Below are 16,923 nucleotides of genomic sequence, written 5' to 3'. Positions count from 1 at the left end.
TCTCTTTTAATTGCAACAGGGTTCGTGTACTGCCGTCGTGTCGTTTCGGCGCGCGGATTGTTCACCGAGTATTGACATGCTCGGCATCTGCCGGTCGTATGCAGACGGTATTTGTAAGCGATGACTGATCCGATGGAATACGACCTGGTTGTGATCGGCTCCGGCCCGGGTGGGCAGAAGGCTGCCATCGCGGCGGCCAAGCTGGGTAAACGGGTAGCGATGGTCGAGAAGGGCAACATGCTCGGGGGAGTGTGCGTCAACACCGGCACCATTCCGTCGAAGACGTTGCGTGAGGCGGTTCTCTACCTCACCGGGATGAACCAACGCGAACTGTACGGCGCGAGTTACCGCGTCAAGGAGAACATCACTCCGGCCGACCTGCTGGCGCGAACCCAGCATGTCATCACCAAAGAAATCGAAGTCGTTCGATCTCAGCTCCTGCGCAACCGCGTCGAATTGTTGGTAGGGGTCGGCTCGTTCGTCGACGAGCACACCATCCTCGTCGAGGACGCCTCGCGCGGAGACAAGATGACGATCACGGCGAGGTTCGTCGTGATCGCGACCGGAACGTTGCCTGCTCGCCCGGCGGGGGTGTCCTTCGACAGTCACCGGGTGCTCGACTCCGACGGAATCCTCGATCTGACCTCCATCCCGACCACCACGGTCGTCGTGGGCGCGGGAGTGATCGGTATCGAGTACGCATCGATGTTCGCGGCACTCGGCACCAAGGTCACCGTCGTCGAGAAGAGGACGTCGATGCTGGACTTCTGCGACCCCGAGGTCATCGAATCGCTTCGATTCCATCTACGCGATCTGGCGGTCACTTTCCGATTCGGTGAAGAAGTGACGGCCGTCGACGTCGGAGCGAACGGAACGCTTACGACGCTGCGCAGCGGCAAGCAGATTCCAGCCGAGACCGTGATGTACTCGGCTGGACGGCAAGGCCTCACGGCGCCACTCGCGCTGGAGAACGCCGGGCTCGAAGCCGACGAACGTGGCCGTATCTACGTCGACGACAATTTCCGCACCAAGGTCGAACACATCTACGCCGTCGGTGACGTCATCGGATTCCCGGCGTTGGCGGCGACGTCGATGGATCAAGGTCGACTCGCGGCCTATCATGCCTTCGACGAACCAGGCGCGAAGCTGATGGATCTGCAGCCGATCGGCATCTACTCGATTCCCGAGGTGTCGTACGTGGGCGCCACCGAGGTCGATTTGACCAAGGAATCGGTGCCGTACGAGGTCGGGGTTTCCCGATACCGCGAACTCGCACGCGGGCAGATCGCAGGCGACACCTACGGGATGCTCAAGATCTTGGTGTCGACGGATGACCTGAAACTGCTCGGTGTTCATATCTTCGGCTCGGGTGCAACGGATCTCGTGCATATCGGCCAAGCGGTGATGGGGTGCGGCGGGACCGTCGAATACCTTGTCGACGCCGTCTTCAACTATCCGACACTGTCCGAGGCGTACAAGGTGGCGGCGCTCGACGTCATGAACAAGATCAGGGCTCTCAAGCAATTCCACTAGGGGTCGGGGTGTCCCCAGGTACCGGTCAGGGGCGGTCGGTGTACTTCTCGGGTAGCACTTGTTCGAATACCTGAGGGTGATGTCAGGCCTGGGGAAATAAGGCAGGGTCTATCTCCATGACCATTGCCCAGGAACTTCGTGTGGAATTTCGATGCTGATCGGACTGATTGCCGCGATCGTGGCATGCGTCGGGTACGGCGTTGCATCCGTGCTGCAAGCCTACGGCGCGCGCAAGTCGGCAGCTGCCGCCGAGCAGCGTGGCGAGGCCGGACACGTGACGGCGTCGGGTGGCCCGACCTTGCGTTCGACGTTCGCGGCCGCGCTGACGGCGTCGTTCATCCTGGGCACCGTGCTCGATGCGGTCGGATTCGCCGGAAGTGCCATCTCCGCGCGGCTCATTCCACTGTTCTTGTCGCAGACAGTGGTCAGTGCCAATCTCGTCATCACGGCAGTGCTGGGGACCGTGGTCCTCGGCATCCAGTTGCATCGTCGCGACTGGTTCGCGATCGCTGCGGTGATCGGATCGCTCCTGCTGCTCGGATTGTCGTCAGGTCACGCGGGCGGTGGGAGTTCCAACGACGTCGTCCATTGGGGTGTCCTCGTGGGCTCGGCGTTGATCTTGCTGATCGGCATCGGTTTGATCCGATGGTTGGGCTCACGCGCAGCAGTTGTCGCCGGGTTGATCTCAGGTGTGCTGTTCGGCTGTCTGGCCATTGCCGTACGCGTGGTCTACGGAATCGATCCGTTCGAAATCGGTACGATGCTCCGCGATCCGGCCGGCTGGGCGATCCTCGTCTCGGGCCTGGGCGGTTTCTATCTGCACACGGTGGCGCTGCAACTGGGATCCGTCAACGGAGCGACAGCGGCTCTGGTTGTCGGCGAGACGGTGGTTCCGGGAATCGTTGGCGTCGTGGTGCTCGGCGACGCGTCGAGACCGGGCCTGGAATGGCTTGCCGTCGTCGGCTTCGTCGGGGCAATCGCGGGTGCCGTCGCCGTGGCCGTCTTCGGCGCGGCGAGCCACGAGGAGAAACCGGTCGAAGAAGTTACCTTCTGATCCGGTAGACGAAAGTGTCCTCGAAGACACGACGGCGAACACGACTACAGACGTGTTAGAAAGGCAGTTCAGGCCGATCTCGGAGGGGTAGTCATGCAAGGGGCAGCAGCGAAGCACGAGGCCGAAGCCATCGCCGGAAACAAGGCAAATTGGGACGATCGCGCCGATGTGCATGTGCGCTCCGAAATGTATGACGTCGGCGGGTTTCTCGCCAACAGAGCGACCATTTCCACAGTTGTGCAGAACGACTTGTCGATTCTGGCCCCGCATCTGCCACAGTCAGGAGTGCAAGGTCACTCGCTCCTGCATTTGCAGTGCCACATCGGGATCGACACGATCTCCTGGGCGCGTCTTGGTGCGATCGACGTGCACGGGCTTGATCTGTCACCCAACTCTCTGCACCACGCTGCTCGTATCGCAAAGGCAGACAACCGCGAGATCACCTGGGTGGAAGGTGATGCGCGATTCGCCTCGACGCTGATCGACCGACGTTTCGACGCGATCGTCACCAGTGCCGGAACAATCGTCTGGTTGCCGGAACTCACCGCTTGGGCTCAGTCGATCCACGACCTCCTCGAGCCTGGTGGGGTGTTTCAGATCCGGGACGATCATCCGATCCTCGGCGCAATGGCGTTCGAGCCGTGGATGATCACCGACGACTACCTCTCCGGAGGCGGCATGCGATCGTACGAAGACTCGGCGACTTACACCGGGACCTCCGATGGGCAGATAGCGCACACTGCCAACCACGAATGGCGCCACGACCTAGGCGAGGTCATTGGTTCCTTGCTGGATGCGGGTCTTCATATCGAATCAGTTTCGGAACTTCCCTATATGGACTGGCCGGCCTTCCCCGAACTCGTTCCATGCGCCAACGGATGGACTCTGCCGAGCCACTCTCCGCGGATACCGTTGAACTTCGCCATCGTCGCCAGGCGAAACCAGCGAAGTGAGTGAGCAGAGCCGATCCCTTGGAAGACTTCGAATTACTCCTCGAGCGGCGTGGCCGTATTTCGTGCATGATCGTCGGATGGCTTTGTCCCGGTTGTTGCCTGTCAGCTCGCCCTTATCGCAAGTCGGCGCGTCTGATGTGGTGCGTCCAGGAATCGAGTTAATCGTAGTTCTTTCGAGCTAATACTTCTGGTGGATAGTGCTTTTCGCTCGAACTCTGCTCGGCGTTGTTGCAACCGTTCGGCGAAGTTGCAGTATCAGGTTCGAATGAACCTGCGTCGCTGTTCGATCGGTCAATTGGTAACGGAAACCGCGTTCTCGCAGATAGTTCCAATGCGCCCCAATGTCCCGCTTACGTTGTGCGTCACGGGCAGCGGGACGAAGAACGGAGGAAAGTGATGAGCAGCTTGGATATTCAACGCTGGTCGAACGACTTCACCGCGCTGACCAAGGTCATATCGGAAGGCATCGAGCAGTTTGTTCTCCGGTTCATTTCCAGCTGAAGTGATCTGAGCTCGTTGCCGGGTGCGGATAGTTCAGTCGTCGCTTCCGCGGTTCGAGTGATGAATTGCGATGAAATAGAGGTTCTTACGGCGTCTGGGAGGCCTGGGCGGGGGCGAGCAGGTAGGAGAACACGTACGTAACTGCGGCGATGACCGCCAGTACGATCAAGGACATCGGGAACCCTGCGGCATCTCGCACCGGGTCACCAGTAGCGACGACAGCCGCCATGGACACTCCGATTACCAGCAATGTCACCGCCAAGGCAGAGCACGCAGCGAACCGATGCTTCCAGCAGCAGACTGTGCGCGCCGGCCATGTGTGGCTTGTTCTCAGGGCGCAGCGCCCACCTGCAACAGCGCTCGAGCCGACAATCAGCCCTGCCAGCGCTCCGATGAAGGCGGGTATGAACAGTCCTACCCAGGACCAGGCTCCATCGCCGACTATCGGGATCATCACGGCGACACCTGTGACCGCACCTGTGAGCGCAGCCAGACTCAGTTCCTTGTCGACCCAGCTCATGGATCAACTAGAACACAGGCACGCTCGCGAGGCTGTGGAGTATCTCGGATTCAGGGGCTGAAGAACTCGAGTCGGCGGTGCAGGCGTGCGATCGACGGGTCCCCGATCGTGCGTCTGCCGTCGGTTCGGGCTTGGCTCGGGGTCATCCCGTAGAAGTCCTTGAACGCTCGCGCCAACTGGGATTTCGAGGTGAAGCCGCATCGCAGGGCCAACGCTTCGATCGTTTCGTTCGGCATCTCGGTTCTGGTCAATTCGCGGTAGACGAGTTCGAGACGCTTCCGCCGAATGACAAGAGCTATTCCGCCGTCGGATGCGAATGCGCGATAGAGCTGTGCCCGGGAGACGGACAATGCTGCGCACATGCTCGTCGGGCCGAGCCAGGTCTCCGAGAGATGCTCGGCGATGTAGGCGTACGCACGATCGCGGAGAGAGTGATCGGGCCGCGGCGACAGATCAGGTTCGGCGATACCCAAACTGACACGAAGGAGGGAAGCGACGACGTCCTCGTAGCCGGCCGCAGCATCGGGATCGAGATGCGGTAGCGCGAGTACGACCGATTGCATGCACTGAGCGAGCACGACGGCAGGAACTCCGCGCAGTACCGTCCCGTGTAGAGAACGACCCTTCGACTCGGCCTCGACGAGGGAACGCGGTGCGAGGAGCGTGATGGTGCGCCCTGTCGATTCCGCCTCCGCGTCGGCGGTCCAGGTACGCCCGAGGTCGAAGAATGTGACATCGCCTGGACGTGCGACGAAATCGACTCCGTCGGCGTTGCCGCTCAACTGCCCGTCGAGGACGACCTGGACCATGTATTCATCGTCGAGTCCGCTCTCGGCGATCAGCCGATTGTTTCGGGTGTACTTCTGTGCGTTGAAGGTAGTTTGACCGATCAACGAGGTTCCGATGGAAAGCGCTGTGATCGAGCCTTCGAGAGATGTGTCAGGGTCAATTCGGTCGGTGACGAAGAACGGACGTGTGACACTGCGCCAGAAGTCGTCGGCGTCCGCAGGATCGACCGATCGGGTCGACACGCGGATGCGGGCGGAATTCATCGACACGCGGGCATGATATGTCAGATCCCGCAGGTCGCAGTCACTCTCCCGCAAATAGACGTCAATAGTGACCGAGCCCACATAATGAGACAAATCGGGCGTATTTGTGAGACGGCCCGTGCTCGCGTGTCGCGGCGAAGCTGTCTATGTTGTTCGTTATGGGTGGACAGGTTGGGAGTTCGATGCTCGAACGAAATCTCGAGTTCGGCGGGGATCGACTGCTCGTTTGTCGGCCATCATGACGTCCACTTCGAATCGATCGCAGCTATCTCGAGCAAAGCGAAATCCTCGAGGAAGGGGCACGCTGCAAAGGCGGCTTGCCGGGCGTGGAGCCACGGCGATTCGTCCCCGCCTCCTCGGATTGATGGAACGCTCGGCGGGATTGACTGTCATCGATTCGCCACTTGGGTTCGGCAAGACGGAACTCGCCGCGTTGTGGCTCACGACTCTCGGGCAGGTGCCGAGCAGACCGGTAGTCTGGGTGCCGGCGCCATCGCATCGGATGACCCCCCTCGAGTACTGGAACACCGCGCTCGCAGTAATTCAGGATTCGCTGGAATCACTCGAGGCCCCGCCACGAATGCGCGAGGATCCAGTGGGCGCGATCGAATCACTCCTCGACTCGTCGCCCGCACCATTCGTGTTGGTGTTCAACCGCATCGACCTGGTTGAGGGTGACGAGGTGGGACGCCGAATCGTGGATCTGATCGTGCGGCTTCCCGGATTGAAAGTAATCGTCACGCTGCAGGATCGGTCTGCGACGGACTTGCTCGAAGACGTCCGCGTGGACGAGTACCTGTGCGCGAACGACCTCAGATACACGCTCGACGAGTCCACCGTTCTGTTCGCGGAGGCAGGGATTCACCTTCCCTCGGGCATCGTCCATTCGATCTGTGAACGCGTCGCCGGCGTTCCCGTGCTGATGAAGGTTGCTCTGAGTGCGGTTGCGGGGCTGAGTGAACCGAGCCGTGGACGCGAACGCGTTCAGCAGCGAGTGGACCAGGCGATCCACGCGTACGTCAGTCGGACCGCTCCTCGGTCGGGCAAGTCGCTCGAGTTGTTCGACTTCGCGACTACGATCGCCGCTGCCCGCACGGTGACACCAGAGATCGCTCGTGTCTTGTCCGACGATCTTGACGTGGAGGGCAAACTGGACTTGCTCGAGTCTTTCGGTCTGATCTTCCGGAATGGTTTCGAGGGAGAACCGTCCTGGTACTTCGCGCCGTCAGTTCGACTGGCATTCATACAGATACGGGCCGAACAAGGGGATGGATTCGAAGATCCCTTCCAGGTACTCGTCGATCACGCTCTCGGGACTTCGGATATAGCCGGTGCCGTTCACTACGCCTTGGACGGACGCAAGTGGACCAGGGTGCTCGACATACTCGAGCGCCACTGGGCTGATCTTCTGGTCGATCACACCGGATTGGTCCGGACTGCGTTGCAATCCATACCCGGTGACGTACTCAGTTCGAACCCTTCGATTCTGGTGGGTCGTGACCTGCTCGAATCACGTCTGCGGCCGCAGTTGATCAACGGCGATTCATTACCGACGGAACCGGCGGAATTGCGTGCGATAGGTGGTAGTCCGCATGCGCACAGCTTGTTGAACGTCGGAACTGTCCAATCGGTGGTGCTGAGAACATCCGGTAAGTACCAACGCTCGACCGAGATCACGCGCAAATTGGCGCACGTCGTGTACGGACTCGGCGACGAGTCGTTGGGCGCGTTGGGGTCTCAACTGCCCGCCCTGCGGCTGATCTGGGGGGTCTCGCATCAATTGACCGGTGACCTCGGTGATGCCGCGGTGGAATTGCGACTCGCCTATCAAGGTGCGGTGCAACATGGTCCGGAGTTCGTCCTGCGTCACGCCGCAGGCAATGCCGCGCTCAACTCCGCGCTGATCGGGGACGTCGCGCACGCGACAGACTGGCTGCACCTGGAAAGCACACACCCGGACGTTTCGGGATGGTTGGGACCGCCCTCGCACATGGGGGGAGCGATCGCGCGGGCACTGGTGGCGTGCGACAGCGTGGACCTGCACGCCGGAGCTGCCGCGATGGACGCACTCGCCGAGGTCACACCGCCGGGCGACCTGTGGGCGTTCGCGGCCTACACTTACACCAGATTTGCACTGCTGCAATCGGACCCGTTCTCGGGGCTGATTTCCCTCCAGCGCGCAGTGGCAACGCACGGGCACGTGAATCCGTGTGAACGATCACTCGGTGACGCGCTTCTCGCCGCGGCACGTATCGATCTTCTGTTGGCGTCCGGGGAGGGTACCAAGGCGCTGGAAGAATCAGTCGCTGCGCCACATACGTTTGCAGTTGTCACGGTCTCCGTGGCGCGGGCGCATCTCCTGACCGGGTCGCCGTCCCAGGCATTGGAATTGTGCCGCGAAATCGACTGGAGCGGGCAGTATCTCACGAGGTTTCGGCTCGAATCCCTGCTGATCGAATGCGCTGCTCTGTGTGAACTGGGCAGGATCCCCGCTGCCGCGAGTACATGGGAGGAAGCTCGCGGACTGCTCGAAACCTCCGGTGTCCTGTCGGCCCTGGCGACGATACCGCGTGATCTGATCAGGCAACTCGAAGATCGGGCCGAGGGCTCGAGCAGTGCCGTCGCGACCTTTCTCGAATCCGAAGCGGCGCAGATGTATCCGGCGGCCATCGTTCGGGTCCAATTGACGAAACGGGAGATGGACGTTCTCGTGGAACTGGGTCTCGGCATTCCGATCGGTGAGATCGCGCGGCGGTTGTTCGTATCCAACAACACGCTGAAGAGTCACCTCCGAGCCTTGTATCGCAAACTCGGTGCGCATTCCCGGGAAGAGGCTGTCGCGGCAGCGCACCGACACAACCTCCTCGGCAGTGGGCAGGACTGATCGACGTCAGTGCAGATTGCGCTCGGCGTAGACCTTCATCGCGTCACGGACCAGCGAAGCAGTGCCTTCTCCGTACTTGTCGTAGTTTGCAGTGAAGCGGGGATCGTCGACGTACATCTGGCCGAGCCCGGTGAAGGCGTCGGCGCTGGGAGTCCTTCCCTGCCAACCGATCTTTATCCACTCGAACTGTCTTCGGGTAATCGTCTGGACGTCGTCGCTTTCCGCGGACAGCCCCGCTGTCAGTGCTTTTCCGAATGCCGCTGCGATGTCGGCTTGAGATTGCAGATGAGCTTTACGGTCCTGCTCCGACATCGACCGCCACCAGTTGTCGCCGCTGGTGTAGGCGTCCTTGCCCCAACGCTCGATGACCTCGTCCTTGTATCGGGTGTGGTCGAACCCGTCGAAAACATCTTCCGGCATGAGTGATTCACCATTCTTCGTCTTGTTCAAGGTCCTGTTGACCGATTCGATCTGTCTCGAGATCCGCGTGCGCTCTTGCTCGAGGAGTTCGAGGTGCGTACGCAGTGCGGCGGCCGTATCGCGTTCGCCGGTGAGGACTTCGGCGATGGCCGGCAATCCGAGTCCGAGTTCCCGAAGTAGAAGGATGCGTTGCAGTCGCACCAGGGCGTCTTCGTCGTAGAAGCGGTAGCCGTTGGCGCCGATGCGACTCGGTTCCAGGAGTCCCAAATCGCCGTAGTGACGCAGCGTTCTGCTGGTGGTACCTGCGGATTTGGCGAGTTCTTGGATGGACCATTCGCTCACGTGGAGTTCCTACTCTCGGATCGGTTGTGCTCATTCAGCATGCAAGTTGACGTTGCGTCAATGTCAAGAAAGTTCTCGGTGTGCATTGTCGGGAACGTTTTATGTCCGTTTCGCCGTATCGCCACGAACGGGTCTCCAACTGATTGATTCGATGACCTAGGTCACGTGATTTGGCTCACAAATTGTCAATTTGAATAGTTGAACAAGCCTCTGTTGACGCTTTCACATACCTCGACCACGATCATCTGAACAGATCGAGTTACGCGGTTGTTGAAAATGCACGGTAGTTGAAATGCACTGCAGACGGAACGGTGGTCCACGATGACTGAACTGGTGTCGGGCGTAGCCCAGGCCAAGCCCTATGACCTCGATGATCGGTACCGGTCGGGATCGGGACCGGTGTTGCTGACCGGTGTTCAGGCAATTGCACGCGGCTTCGTCGAGCAGCACGTTCGCGACATTCGGGCAGGTAAGCGTATTGCCACCTTCGTCTCCGGTTACCAGGGCAGCCCCCTCGGTGGCGTCGACAAGATGCTTCACGGCATGCCCAAGGTTCTCGCCGAGCACGACATCACCTTCATCCCTGGCTTCAACGAGGAGCTCGCCGCCACGGCGGTATGGGGAAGCCAGACGGATCTCCCTGCCGGAACCGCGACCCACGACGGCGTGACCGGCGTCTGGTACGGCAAGGGCCCCGGGGTCGACCGCGCTACCGACACCATTCGCCACGCCAACATGTACGGCGTGAACCCCAAGGGCGGCGTCGTCCTCCTGGTGGGCGACGACCCCGCGTCGAAGTCCTCCACGGTTCCGGCCGTCAGCGAGCGCTCGCTTGCCGCGATGGGCGTGCCGGTTCTCTTCCCACGCAATGCCGAAGAGATCATCACGATGGGTATGCACGCCGTTGCACTCTCGCGTGTATCCGGTTGCGTCGTAGCGCTGAAGATCGTCGCCGACGTCGCAGACGGTGCCTGGACGATCGACGGCAGCATCGCGGACTTCGACATCGTGGTTCCGGAAGTGCAGTTCGAGGGCAAGCCCTTCGTCTACAAGCAGCGTCAGATGGCCGCGCCGCCGGACAGTGTCATCGCCGAGGCCGATCTGTACGGCCCGCGATGGGATCTTGTGCACGCGTACGGAACTGCCAACAACCTCGATGTGATCGAGGTCAACCCCTCCGGTGCGAAGATCGGTATCGCCGCCACCGGTACAACTTTCGACTCCGTCCGACAAGCTCTGGCAGACCTCGGCGTCGATGATGCCGCGCTGCACCGCGCCGGGATCCGTCTCCTTCGCATCGGAATGTGCTACCCCGTCGTGGGCGAGAAGATCAAGGAGTTCGCCGAAGGTCTCGAGCAGATCGTCGTGGTCGAGGACAAGACCGCGTTCATCGAAGCTCAGATCCGGGAAGTCCTGTACGGCACCGACGATGCCCCTCGCATCATCGGCAAGCGTGACGGCCAGGGCCGTCTGCTCATGCCTGCCAGTGGTGAACTGACCGCAGGCCGGCTGCTCGCCCCGTTGCGCCGCGTACTGAAGCCGCACGTCGAACTCAAGCGCACCCTCCCGGCCCCGCTGTCGCTGAACGTGCTCTCCGCCAAGCGAACCGCGTACTTCTGCAGCGGGTGCCCCCACAACCGTTCCACCGCTATCCCCGAGGGTTCCATCGGCGGCGGCGGAATCGGTTGCCACACACTCGTCACCATGTCCGGCCGTGAGGACAGCGCTGTCACCGGCCTGACGCAGATGGGCGGCGAGGGCAGCCAGTGGATCGGGCAGGCACCGTTCACCGACGTGCCTCACCTGTTCCAGAACATCGGCGACGGCACCTTCTTCCACTCCGGTCAGTTGGCTGTCCAGGCATGCATCGCCGCAGGCGTGAACATCACCTACAAGTTGCTCTACAACGAAGTAGTAGCGATGACCGGTGCACAGGACGCGGAAGGTGCCCTCTCCGTTGCTCAGCTCAGCCACAAGCTGACCACCGAGGGCGTCAAGCAGATCATCATCTGCGCCGACGAGCCTTCGCGTCACAACAAGCGCGCTCTGGCCAAGGGCACCAAGCTCTGGCACCGCGATCGCCTCGACGAGGCCCAGAAGGAGCTTCGCGAGATCAAGGGCGTCACAGTGTTGATCTACGACCAGCACTGTGCGGCCGACGCTCGTCGCCAGCGCAAGCGTGGCACGCTGCCCACTCGCAACACTCGCGTCGTCATCAACGAGGCAGTGTGCGAAGGCTGCGGTGACTGCGGTGTGAAGTCGAACTGCCTCTCGGTCCAGCCCGTGGACACCGAGTACGGCCGCAAGACGAAGATCGACCAGACGTCCTGCAACACCGATTACACCTGCATGGACGGCGATTGCCCGTCGTTCGTGACCGTCGAATTGGTACCGGGCAAGAAGGCTCCCAAGGCCGCACGTCCCGTCCCGCCCGTCGTCGCAGACCCCGATTTCGGACCGCTCACCAGCACGCAGAACGTTTTCCTCGCGGGCATCGGCGGCACCGGCATCGTGACCGTCAACCAGGTGCTCGCAACGGCTGCACTGCGCGCCGGCCTCGAGGTGGAGAGCCTTGACCAGATCGGACTGAGCCAGAAGGCCGGACCGGTTGTCTCGCACCTGCGTTTCAGCTCCAGCGCGCTCGAGCCGTCCAACCGCCTCACTCCGGGCAGCGCGGATTGCATCGTCGCCTTCGACCTGCTGACCGCGACGGACAACAAGAACCTCGACTACGGCAACGCCGAGAAGACGGTCTCCATCGCCTCGACGTCGCAGACGCCGACCGGAGACATGGTCTACGACAAGGCTGTTCGCTACCCCGAGGAGACGTCACTCCTCGCCCGTCTCGACAAGGTGTCGCGCACCCTGCGTTCGTTCGACGCACTCGCCGCGGCGCAGGAGTTGTTCGGTAACACCGCAGCGGCCAACTTCCTGCTGATCGGTGCTGCCTACCAGAGCGGTGGACTTCGTCTGCCGGCCGAGGCCATCGAAGAAGCGATCGGCATCAACGGCGTTGCCGTGGACGCGAACATCGCGGCATTCCGTTGGGGTCGTGCAGCAATTGCCGACACCGCAGCGTTCTCGGCCGTCACCACGCCGGCCAAGTCCGTCCGCGAACCCGTTGTCGCACCGGCTCACATGTTCGCCGGAACCACCTTCACCGGTGAAACCCTGCGACTGGTGGAACTGCGTGCAGCGCAGCTCATCGAGTTCCAGTCCGTCAAGATCGCCCAGCGTTACATCGATCAGGTTCAGGCAGTCTGGACCGCCGAACGTGCCGCAACCGAGCGGACCGATTTCAGCGAGGCTGTTGCCCGCGGCCTGTTCAAGTTCACCGCGTACAAGGACGAGTACGAAGTTGCTCGTATGCTGGTCGACCCCGCATTCATCGAGGACGTCAAGTCTCAGGTGCCGGCCGGGGAGAACCTGACCTACAAGCTCCACCCGCCGATCCTTCGAGTGATGGGCCGCAAGAAGAAGATCGGTCTCGGACCCAAGTCGCATGTTGCACTGAAGGTTCTGGCCAAGGGTAAGAAGCTTCGCGGTACCAAGCTCGACCCCTTCGGCTACATGCACGTCCGCAAGGTCGAGCGTGAACTGCTCGCCGAGTACGAGGCCATGATCGCTGACCTCTCTCGTACGCTCGCAACCGACGGATACGATCGCGCCGTCGAGATCGCGGCACTGCCGGACGTGGTTCGCGGTTACGAAGACATCAAGCTCGGCAACATCGAGCTGTACAAGACTCGCCTGCGCGAACTCGGTGTCGGTGAGTAGGAGCGCCGGCGAGTAGATCGAACAAGACTGTGCCCCAGTGACCGTCGTCGCTGGGGCACAGTTGCATTCAGGGCCTTCTCGGACCCAGGCAGGTTCAGGACGGCGGGAACTGGCCGTCGGCAACCACGGCGCTGCCGTTCCACGTGAAGTTCACTATGTTCGGTCCGCCTTGGGGACAGCAGAATGCATCGTCGTCCAGCAGCCAACGGTATTGGACGGATACCGAATCCTTGTTGCTGTCGATGACGTGTGTGTACGAGTACGGCTCACTGGTAGCCGTGCCCAGGTATGTTCCGTCGTGGAAGAACAGGACGTGTGACTGGTAAGTCGCATCGCCGACGCCGTCGCCGTCCACCGAAACCCAGAGCAGGTCAGGACAATTCCCGATCTGTTCTTCGCTCGCGGATCTCGGTATCCAATTGCCCCCGTTGATGTCGGTGCCCAGCGTGCCGATGGCGTCGGTGACGAGCGAGGAGCCGACGTCGAGACAGGGACCCGAAGCGGGGATTGCTGTCGTAGTCGCCGTCGTGGATGCATTTGTGCGGGTGTTCGATTGTGGCGGGGGAGAGCTCGCTACCGTCGTCTCGGTTTCGTTTGCCGTCGATGTCGCCGACGCCGTTGAACTGGCTGCCGTGGAACTCGCCGCCGCTTCAGGTGTTCCTTCGGTCGACCCACAACCGGCGACCGTCAGGGCAGTGGCCGTCACCAGTGCAGCGGCTGCGACGGCGGCCGAAATCGGAGCTTTCCTGCGCATGCGTCCTCCAGAGTGTATGGGTTCACGTGTTCAAGTCCCTCCTTCGTTCTGTCGCCGGGCCGCATGCGTGCGTTATCGAACAACCGGTAACGATCAGCTATCGGACTCGGTGTTCCGTGCTTCGGTGCTCTTGGCCCCGGCCGCGTCGTATCGCACGGATCCAGCAACGACGGTCATCGCAATCTCTGTGGTCAGGAGAGAATCGACCCCTTCGGTGAACGGATCTTGTTTCAGTACGACAAAATCGGCTGCTTTACCCCGAACCAGCTGGCCGGTCACATCTTCCCACCGGCACGAGTAGGCAGCGTCGCGAGTTGCGTGAGCCAGCGCGTCCGCGAGGGGGAGTGCGTACTTCGGCAGGTTGGGTGCCAGTGACGGATCGATTGCGGATCGACGGGTGGTGGCGATGAACATGTTCGGCAGCGGCGGGTGGGGAGCGGTCGGAGCGTCCGAACCCAACGCCAGAACCGCTCCGGCCTCGGTGAATTCGGGCCAGGGGTACGCGCGATTGACCCGGTAGTCGCCGAGCATCGCCTGCCAGTTCTCCTGGATTGCAGGGTCAGCGTGAACCGGTTGCATCGAGGCGATGATTCCCAGGCGGGCAAGCCTTTCGACGTTGTCCCGGGTGATGGACTCCAAGTGTTCCATTCGGTGCCTGCGGGGAATGTCTCCGTTGGCGGCGATCGCGTACTCGAGTGCCGTCAATCCGATCTCCGACGCCTCGTCGCCGATCGCGTGCATCGCGATCTGCAGGCCTGCGGCGTCAGCGGCTGTCACGACGGGGATCAAGGACTCGAGATCCCAGATGGGCTCGGCGTTGGTGCCGTCCGAGTACGGCTCTTTCATTGCGGCAGTGCAGCTGTCGATCACACCGTCGATGATGATCTTGATTCCGGCGATACGGAGCCACGGACCTTGGACGCGCTCGTGGAGTTCGATCACGTCGTGAACTTGTCCGACGTTGTCGGCCTCGTTGTCCTCGCGGGTCATCAGCCAGTGAGCCGCGACACGCAGCGGCAGTGTTCCGTCTCCTGCGTCCAATGCTCTTTCCAGCGAGGCTAATTCGTCCGCGCCGAGTGCCATGTCGACCGCACCGGTCACGCCGTCCTCGAGATAGTGGCGGAAGGCGAGAGCGAGGGCGGCGTCCCGGTCTTCGTCGGATGCGAGCTCCGCCAGTTTCGGCCAGACGTAGAGCATCATGGCGGTCTCGTACAGCATTCCGGTGGCTTCTCCGGTGTCCGGATCCCGGCCGATACGACCGCCGATCGGATCGGGAGTGTCCGCGTCGATGCCGAGTTCTCGCAGTGCTGCAGTGTTCACCCAGACCGAATGTACGTCGTTGGCGTCGAGGTACACCGGGCGATCGGGTACGACGGCGTCGATCATCTCTCGCGTCGGGTGCCCTCCATCCAGCGCGGAGAACAACCAACTGCGACCCAGCAGTCGTGGTGCGTCCGGGTTCGATTCCGCGAATTGCTTGATGCTGGACTGAATGTCGGCGAGATCGGCGGCATCACGCAGATCCAACTTCTGCAGCGCGAATCCCATCATCACCAAATGCGTATGGGCGTCGACGAAACCGGGTAGCACGACGGCACCTTCGAGATCGATCACCTCGGCGTCTGGAGCCAGGATATCGGCATAGACGGTTTCGCCCACGAATCTGAGCTTGTGGTCCTCGACGACTATCGACTCGGCCCATCCGTCGTCGGCAGCCGTGAAGATCTTTCCGTTGCGGTAGTGAGTGATGCTGTCATTCATGACTTCTACGTGATCCTTACGCGATGACGGTAGTAGTGATGGCGGCGCTGTGGTGACGATACGCACCTTCGGTACGTGCGGAGAGTCGGGAAACCAAGGCGAACGGGACCAGTAGAACGAAGCTGATCCCCGAGATGATGACTCCGAAGGTCGGATACCCGAGGCCGGCCGTCACCGAAGTTCCGAACAGCGGCGCGAACGCGGAGCCGATGAGGTAGGTGCCCAGTAGTGGCGCCGACCATCGGCCGGCCGCGTCGAGCGCGGCCGAGATGGCAACCAGGACGATGAACGTGGCCGCGTAGATCGTGTTCCAAGCGATGACCACTACCAGGTAGATCGTGGGATCGGTGGTGAGGCCGGCAGACAGCTTCAGAATTGCCCCGAGTATCAGTAGCACGGAGATCGATACTGTCCGACTGACCCGAGAACCCAACGCGGTCAAGGTAACAGCCGCGAGCACACCACCCGCCGTTGATGCGCTCAGTGCGAGACTCATTTGTTGATCCGAGAGCCCGGCGTGCTCGGAACCCATGATGCCGAGTACTGCCCACAACGAGTCCTCGCTGATCGCCCAGACTGCAAGCATCGCGAGAAATGCGGTTCCGGCAAAAGTGAGACGTTTCGCGCTGACCCCGGCGGGGAGAGCTGTGGTCGTATTGGCGGACTTCGCCGTCTCCGGCGACTCTTTCACCGGGGACGACGGCAACCAGGTGACCGTTGCTGCGGTAGCCAGTGCCAGGACTGCGACGATGCCGAATGCGTTGGTCATGTGTGTGCCGAGGATGGGTATGAGAGCGAGGACGGCTGTGACGACGACACGGTTCACGAGGCCGCTGATGCTTGACGCCCGGTCCGGGTTCGTGAGCGCGGCCAGTGCCGCTCCGCCAACGGATGCGGATCCACCAGCGCCGATACCGCCGACGATGATCGCGGCGCATGCGATCGTCGTGGACGGTGCGATGGCCGCAACGCCGAATGCGGCTGCCATCGCGATCAGGCTGACGCGGCCGAGGAGATGGCGATGCCGGCCCGAGGCGATTCGGGTGGTGGCGAGGCAGGTGACGGCGCAGACCAGCAGCGATGCGGTCAGAACGGCACCGGCAGCGGATTCGGTGACACCGAGGTCCTCGACCATTGCCACGATCATCAGGGGGATGAGGTTCGCGGTGATGAACCCCATGACGCCGATACTGAAGACGGCAATACCGCGGTTGGCGGTGAGTGGAACCCGGTCGGACTGCGTATTCGTCGAAGCGTTGATCGGCACTAGGGCAACCCCATGTCCTGAAGGGGGTGGCTGAACCGACCCCTGGTGGCGTGATGCGAGTCACTTAATGAATGTGATTCGTTAAGTATGGGGATGGGCTCCGCC

The 16,923-nt window shown here is 61.6% G+C and carries 11 protein-coding genes; 5 read left to right on the top strand and 6 right to left on the bottom strand.

The genetic code is table 11. From position 1 onward, the window contains the following. The first annotated feature begins 120 nt into the window (after positions 1–120). The 3 genes from sthA to AOT96_RS03880 all read left to right on the top strand — a co-directional run bounded on the left by sthA (position 121) and on the right by AOT96_RS03880 (position 3,544). Positions 121–1,533, top strand: coding sequence for a Si-specific NAD(P)(+) transhydrogenase (sthA, locus tag AOT96_RS03890; protein WP_065351323.1), 1,413 nt, complete (start codon positions 121–123; stop codon positions 1,531–1,533). 151 nt (positions 1,534–1,684) lie between these two features. Further along, positions 1,685–2,587: a hypothetical protein gene (locus AOT96_RS03885; protein ID WP_054188915.1), complete on the top strand. Its 903-nt coding sequence runs from the start codon at positions 1,685–1,687 to the stop codon at positions 2,585–2,587. 93 nt (positions 2,588–2,680) lie between these two features. Beyond that, entirely contained in the window at positions 2,681–3,544 is an 864-nt protein-coding gene (locus AOT96_RS03880; RefSeq protein ID WP_007733954.1) for a class I SAM-dependent methyltransferase, read from the top strand. 582 nt (positions 3,545–4,126) lie between these two features. Here the strand turns inward: AOT96_RS03880 and AOT96_RS03875 are convergent. Then, positions 4,127–4,561, bottom strand: coding sequence for a hypothetical protein (locus tag AOT96_RS03875; RefSeq protein ID WP_054188914.1), 435 nt, complete (start codon positions 4,559–4,561; stop codon positions 4,127–4,129). A gap of 50 nt (positions 4,562–4,611) precedes the next feature. Further along, a complete protein-coding gene (locus AOT96_RS03870) occupies positions 4,612–5,613 on the bottom strand; it encodes a helix-turn-helix domain-containing protein (protein WP_228402298.1) in 1,002 nt (333 codons plus the stop codon). Between the two features lie 364 nt (positions 5,614–5,977). On the opposite strand from AOT96_RS03870, the gene AOT96_RS03865 reads away from it, so the two are divergent. Next, positions 5,978–8,497 carry a helix-turn-helix transcriptional regulator gene (locus AOT96_RS03865; RefSeq protein WP_065351322.1) on the top strand — a complete coding sequence of 840 codons (2,520 nt, stop codon included), beginning with the start codon at positions 5,978–5,980 and terminating at the stop codon, positions 8,495–8,497. Between the two features lie 6 nt (positions 8,498–8,503). On the opposite strand, the gene AOT96_RS03860 is transcribed toward AOT96_RS03865, so the two are convergent. Next, positions 8,504–9,259 carry a MerR family transcriptional regulator gene (locus AOT96_RS03860; protein ID WP_003940632.1) on the bottom strand — a complete coding sequence of 252 codons (756 nt, stop codon included), beginning with the start codon at positions 9,257–9,259 and terminating at the stop codon, positions 8,504–8,506. Between the two features lie 321 nt (positions 9,260–9,580). Here AOT96_RS03860 and AOT96_RS03855 point away from each other — a divergent pair, with 321 nt between their 5' ends. Beyond that, positions 9,581–13,036 carry an indolepyruvate ferredoxin oxidoreductase family protein gene (locus tag AOT96_RS03855; protein ID WP_042921773.1) on the top strand — a complete coding sequence of 1,152 codons (3,456 nt, stop codon included), beginning with the start codon at positions 9,581–9,583 and terminating at the stop codon, positions 13,034–13,036. Between the two features lie 94 nt (positions 13,037–13,130). Here AOT96_RS03855 and AOT96_RS03850 read toward each other — a convergent pair whose 3' ends face one another. The 3 genes from AOT96_RS03850 to AOT96_RS03840 all read right to left on the bottom strand — a co-directional run bounded on the left by AOT96_RS03850 (position 13,131) and on the right by AOT96_RS03840 (position 16,818). Next, complete coding sequence (locus tag AOT96_RS03850; protein ID WP_003940243.1) at positions 13,131–13,790, bottom strand: LppP/LprE family lipoprotein; 660 nt, start codon at positions 13,788–13,790, stop codon at positions 13,131–13,133. Between the two features lie 93 nt (positions 13,791–13,883). Continuing rightward, positions 13,884–15,551, bottom strand: coding sequence for an amidohydrolase (locus AOT96_RS03845; RefSeq protein WP_003939773.1), 1,668 nt, complete (start codon positions 15,549–15,551; stop codon positions 13,884–13,886). 16 nt (positions 15,552–15,567) lie between these two features. Beyond that, a complete protein-coding gene (locus AOT96_RS03840) occupies positions 15,568–16,818 on the bottom strand; it encodes an MFS transporter (protein WP_007733614.1) in 1,251 nt (416 codons plus the stop codon). Positions 16,819–16,923: the final 105 nt, after the last annotated feature.

It is taken from the genome of Rhodococcus sp. 008 (assembly GCF_001682295.1).
Lineage (GTDB): Bacteria > Actinomycetota > Actinomycetes > Mycobacteriales > Mycobacteriaceae > Rhodococcus_F > Rhodococcus_F qingshengii.
Note: the sequence above shows the minus strand (reverse complement) of the source record. Positions and strands in the feature narration are given on the sequence as shown.